This window comes from Brooklawnia sp. (genome assembly GCF_049651565.1).
Lineage (GTDB): Bacteria > Actinomycetota > Actinomycetes > Propionibacteriales > Propionibacteriaceae > Brooklawnia.
On the sequence record NZ_JBASCI010000194.1, the window covers coordinates 1 to 5,125 of the forward strand.

At 67.6% G+C, this 5,125-nt stretch carries 6 protein-coding genes; 4 read left to right on the plus strand and 2 right to left on the minus strand.

The window, feature by feature from the left end; translation table 11 throughout:
* On the plus strand, positions 1–596 hold a 596-nt coding region (locus tag WBL05_RS09120), incomplete at its 5' end, for a ComEC/Rec2 family competence protein (protein ID WP_424225383.1).
* Here WBL05_RS09120 and WBL05_RS09125 read toward each other — a convergent pair.
* Complete coding sequence (locus tag WBL05_RS09125; protein ID WP_424225384.1) at positions 547–1,791, minus strand: tagaturonate epimerase family protein; 1,245 nt, start codon at positions 1,789–1,791, stop codon at positions 547–549. The genes WBL05_RS09120 and WBL05_RS09125 overlap by 50 nt on opposite strands.
* 238 nt (positions 1,792–2,029) lie before the next feature.
* Between WBL05_RS09125 and holA the strand changes: the two genes are divergently transcribed.
* Both holA and WBL05_RS09135 read left to right on the plus strand, forming a co-directional pair.
* Positions 2,030–3,004, plus strand: a complete 975-nt coding sequence (gene holA / locus WBL05_RS09130) for a DNA polymerase III subunit delta (protein WP_424225385.1) — start codon at positions 2,030–2,032, stop codon at positions 3,002–3,004.
* A 92-nt stretch (positions 3,005–3,096) separates the two neighbouring features.
* Positions 3,097–3,564: a cupin domain-containing protein gene (locus WBL05_RS09135; RefSeq protein WP_424225386.1), complete on the plus strand. Its 468-nt coding sequence runs from the start codon at positions 3,097–3,099 to the stop codon at positions 3,562–3,564.
* Positions 3,565–3,782: 218 nt separating this feature from the next.
* Here WBL05_RS09135 and rpsT read toward each other — a convergent pair whose 3' ends face one another.
* Entirely contained in the window at positions 3,783–4,043 is a 261-nt protein-coding gene (gene rpsT / locus WBL05_RS09140; protein ID WP_424225387.1) for a 30S ribosomal protein S20, read from the minus strand.
* Between the two features lie 369 nt (positions 4,044–4,412).
* On the opposite strand from rpsT, the gene WBL05_RS09145 reads away from it, so the two are divergent.
* Positions 4,413–5,125, plus strand: a 713-nt coding sequence (locus tag WBL05_RS09145; protein ID WP_424225388.1) for a hypothetical protein, incomplete at its 3' end; no start/stop codon positions are given.

Below are 5,125 nucleotides of genomic sequence, written 5' to 3' on the forward strand. Positions count from 1 at the left end.
GGGCAGGGCTGCCGCAGCCCACCCCAACGGTTGCCGGCGACTCGGTGCAGGTCGGGTCGGCACGCTGGACGACCCTGGCCGCCGGGCCGGTCCCGGGCATGCTGCCCAGCAGCGGCCCCGAGGACCCGGCGGAGAACGACTCCGGCGTGGTCGGACTGGTCGAGGTGGCCGGGCTGCGGGTGCTGGTCACCGGCGACATCGAACTCGCCGGGCAGCAGTCACTGCTGGCATCGGGCGCGGACGTCCGGGCGGACGTGCTGGTTGTGCCGCACCACGGCTCGGCGAAGCAGGAACCTACCCTGATCCAGGCGGTCGGGGCGTCGGTCGCGCTGATCCAGGTGGGGGAGCGCAACGACTACGGCCACCCTGCTGCGGCCACCCTGCGCCTGTTGCACTCCAGCGGATCATCGGTCTTCCGCACCGACCAGCAGGGTGCGATCGCCGTCTCGGCTGACGGCCGCCGGGTGGTGACGCAGCGCCGGCACGCGAACCGGCCGCATCCAGGGAGGGAAGCGGCCGGTCGGCCCGGTCAGCGAGGCCCGCCGGTCAGCCGAGGAACAGCGGCTTCATGTGCCGCTCGTACAGGTTCTCGGTGACGTTGCGCTCGACCTCGGCGCGATGGGTGTCCAGGGCTTCCAGGTAGCGCGGCCCCATGGCGACGGCGATCTTGAAGCCGACGTGCATCAGCTGCCGAAGCTGCGGATCGTAGTTGGGGTTGGACTGGTCGTGGCGAAGCGCGGCCACGAACCGCTCACTGTCCCAGCCGTCCACCTCATCTGGGGAGGGTAGCTCTTCCGGCGCGATGGCGATGACGTCGGCGTAGGGCGCGGCCAGTTCGTCGTACTTGCCGTGGGCGGTGCGGTACACCTCCTTGGCGATGGCCAGCCCCTCGCCGCCACCCTCAGCCAGACCGATCAGCTCCTCCAGCCAGGTGGTGCCGGCGGTTTTCAGGTGGATACCGGCGTCCAGCTCGCGGACGATCCGGCCCATGCCCGGGTAGAGCGAGAACTTGTCGCTGCCGGTGTGCACCGAGATCTTGAGGGTCGGCTTCAACCCGAAGGCCTTGCTTGCGTACTTGATCACCGCGACGTCGGCGCGGAACTCTGCCAGGAACTCGTCCACGTCGCCGACGTAGTCGACGCCCTTGTTGAAGCGGCCGACGAACTTGACGGCGACGGTGTCGATCGGGATGTTGGCCTCGGCGATCGCGAACAGGATTACCAGTAGCTCAGCGGGACCCTGCCGTTCGGGCGACTCGTCCATCGAGACCTCGACGTGCCGCAGGTTTCCGCCGTTGTCCTTGATGTGGTCGTAGATGCGCCGGGCCTCCTCGACGCCGAACAGGTACCGGTCGGCGACGGTCTGCAGCACCTCGTCGGTGATCGAGATCGGCTGGTCCAGTCCGGGGATGTCGACGTTGCCGCGCAACTGCTGGGCCTTGGCCAGGAACTCCTGGGTGGCCTCCGGAGTGGTTGGGCGGCCGATGCAGTCGGTGACGTCGATGGTGAAGAAGTCGCAGTGCGCGATGAACCAGTCGGCGTTGGCCAGGCCGATATGGTCGGCGTCCACGAAGTACTGGCCGGTCCAGCCGGTGGCCTTCACCGCCTCGTCAGCGTTGCGGCGCTGGTCGGCCGGCGAGGTGCCGATGATGGTGTGCTCGCGGTTGCTCTTGTTCCAGACGATGTCGACGTCGACGCCTTCCTGCTTGATCCGTTCGAAAGCAGCGACTTGTGCGATCCCTTCCTTGCCGAAGCGATCGCCGGCGCCGATGGAATACCGTCCGATTGTCATGTGTGTCCTCCTGGCCAGAGTGTTTCCTACAGGCTAGGGGCTGGCTATTGCTTGCGTCACCTGATGAAGAGCACGCCGCGTCAGTACAGTTCCGATGTCCGCGCCGGCCTGCCTGGCTCTTCCACGCCGCCAGTCCAGTTCCGATGTCCGTGCCGGCCTGCCTGGCTCGGCCACGGCCCCGACCGACGCCCTCCATCCCACTCGGGCCGGTGTCCGAACCGGATGGCAGGATAGGGGCGTGGCGGCGAGAACGGTCTTCGGCAGCACCCTGCTGGTTCGGGGTTCCGAGCAGTTGCTCGCCGAGCGGGCGGTGGCGGCACACATTTCCCGCGCCCGACGGGAGCGTCCCCAGGCAGAAGTGACCGAGGTGGCCGCTCCCGACCTTGCCGACGGCCGGTTCGCCGACCTCATCGGAGGCAGCCTGTTCGCCACCGACGCCGTCGTCGTGGTGACCGACCTGGCCAGCCTGCCTGAAGACGCCCTGCCGTTGGTCAGGCAGACCGCGCTCGAACCACACGGCGAACTTTGCCTGGTGCTGGTGCACAGCGGTGGCGTCAAGGGCAAGGCCCTGCTCGACGCGCTCAAGAAGGCCAAGGTGCAGACCATCAACGCCGACCCGATCAAGCCGTGGGAGCTGCCCAAGTTCGTCGCCGCCGAGGCCAAGCAACTGCGCATGACGCTGGACGACCAGGCCAGCCAGTCGCTGGTGGACGCCGTCGGCACAGACCTGCGCTCGCTCAGCGCCGCGCTCCACCAACTGTCATCGGACTACGAAGGAGAGCAGGTCAGCGCCGCCATGGTCCGCCGGTACTTTGGGGGACGCGCCGAGGTGACCAGTTTCGCCGTCGCCGAGGACGCGCTGGCCGGACGCCAGGGAGCCGCGCTCGAGAAGCTGCGCTGGGCGATAGCGACCGGCGACGTCGCGCCGGTGATGGTGACCAGCGCGCTGGCAAGCCAACTGCGGGGACTTGGCAAGTACCTGGAGCTCCGGACCGGCCGGTTCTCCGACCAGGACCTGGCGCGCCAGGTCGGCGTCCCGCCCTGGAAGCTGAAGGACCTGAACCGGCTCTCCCGCGACTGGTCGAGCCGGCGGGTTGCGCTCGCGATCCGGGCCGTCGCCAAGGCGGACGAAGAAGTCAAGGGTGCGGCGACCGACCCGGGTTTCGCGCTGGAGCAACTGGTCCTCGCCATCTCGTCCACCACGTCTGGGTGAGGCCTACCTAACCTGTGCGAGCTCCGCGCCGGGGTTCGTCGACGCTCGAGCGAACTTAGGATCAGAACACAGTCGACCCGACAGGAGAACAGATGATGATCAAGGACATTGGCCCAGAACCCACCGTGTTCAACATTGAGGACGAGACCACCGAGAATGACGCTTACCGGCGCGTGGCGTGGAGCGGCAAGTACCTGCAGGTGACCCTGATGTCGATTCCGGCGGGCGGCGAGATCGGTCTGGAGCTGCATGCCGACACAGACCAGTTCCTCCGCGTCGAGGAGGGCCAGGGTCTGGTCCAGATGGGCGACCGCAAGGACGCGCTCGACTTCAAGGAGGAACTTGAGGACGACTACGTGGTGCTGGTGCCGGCCGGCAAGTGGCACAACGTCACCAACACCGGCGACGAAGACCTGAAGCTCTACTCCATCTACGCCCCGGCGCACCACAAGCCCGGCAAGGTGCAGGAGACCAAGGAGATCGCCGACGCCGACGAGGACGATGAGCCGGCCGACTGGTCGGTGCAGCCTCCGAGCACCGGTGAGGACCAGCACGCCTGACCTTGAATAGACCAGCCAGATCCTCAGCTTCTCAGTGATCCCCGGTCTTCCGGCCGGGGTTCACCGCACTTGGCCGAAGCAGGCCGCGCGGGCGACACGGCTGGCCAAGGCCGACCGGACGCTCCGCCCACCCGGCTATAGGAGACCGCGAAACGTCAACCAGCGCCCCGACCACCCAGTGGGTCGGAGCGCTGGTTGCGTAGAACTGATGCGGCGGTCTACAGGGAAGCGGCGCGCGCGGAGATGGCCGACTTGCGGTTGGCGGCCTGGTTGGGGTGGATGACACCCTTCGAGGCGGCCTTGTCGAGCGCGCGGTTCGCGACCTTCGCGTACTCCTGCGCCTTCTCGACGTCGCCGGCGTCGGCGGCCTCACGGAACTTGCGGACGTGGGTGCGCAGGGCCGACTTGACGGACTTGTTGCGCGCGGTCGCCTTCGCGTTGGTCAGCACGCGCTTCTTCTGCGATTTGATGTTCGCCACTGGTAAGCCTCTTTGTTGGTCGATCACTGGGTGGCGCACCGCGGAGGAACCCAGCCGATGCGCGACGAGTCACGTTACCACACCGCTGCTTCGGCCCAAACTTCCGCCGGCGGGCCGGTGGTGGACGCCCTGGCCCGCTCGCGTGCAGTCTCCACTGACTCAATGCGGGGGATCACGCAGCGTAATCGCTGTGCATCCTAACGCAGCTATCCACGGGGTTCCCAGAATTGAATCCGGCTGGCGGAATACACCCGCGTCCAGCCGGTGTTGATGCTTTGACTACTAAACGATCCCAGCGCGACGGGCACTCGCCCATCGCTGTCGTCCTGTTCTCGTCCGGAGCCGAGTCCCGACCAGGAAAGGAATCCGATGGCAACTCAGGTCTACAAGACCCTTGCCAAGATCGTCGGCGCCGCCCTGCTGATCATCGGCGTGGCGCTTGTGGCAGGCGGCCTTTACGCACACAGCTTCGTGCGCCAGCAGCTCGCCGATCAGATGATCACCATGCCCGCCGAGCAGGCCATCGACGCCCAGCTGCAGTCCGGCCGAATCGCTGAGGAAGACGCCGAGGCCCTGCGTCCCCACGCCGGCGAGATGATGACCACCGGCCCGCAGGCCGAGGCCTTCGCCGACCACTACATCCGCGCACACATGCGGGCCGGAGCCCAGGCCGCGGGCGTGCCCGACGAGCAGGCCTCCTACTCCGGCATCGGCGCCCTGGTGACCGAGAAGACCAACGCCTTCAAGGAGGAGCTGGGCGCCGACCCGGCAAACGCCAACCTGTCCCCTGACGAGATCACCGCCCTGGCCGAGCAGGAGATCGCCAACCCGGCGACCGACTACCCGGCAGCCCAGGAGATCGCCGAACTGCAGGACCTCCGGATGGGCACCTTCCTGGACGGCAACACCCTGCGCGGCTTGCTGCTCAACGCCTATGGCTGGTGGCTGGTCGGCGCCATCGCCCAGGTCGCCGGCGGCGTGCTGATAGTGGTCGGGATCGGCCTGCTGATCCTGGGATTTACCCTCAAGCCGAAGACGGCGCCCGGCGAGCCCACCGGCGGATCCCCCGTCCGGGCCAGCGA

Bases quoted from the DNA above. Each gene is read 5' to 3' on its own strand.
- WBL05_RS09125 (WP_424225384.1), bottom strand. From the start codon at position 1,791: ATGACAATCGGACGGTATTCCATCGGCGCCGGCGATCGCTTCGGCAAG.
- WBL05_RS09135 (WP_424225386.1), top strand. From the start codon at position 3,097: ATGATGATCAAGGACATTGGCCCAGAACCCACCGTGTTCAACATTGAG.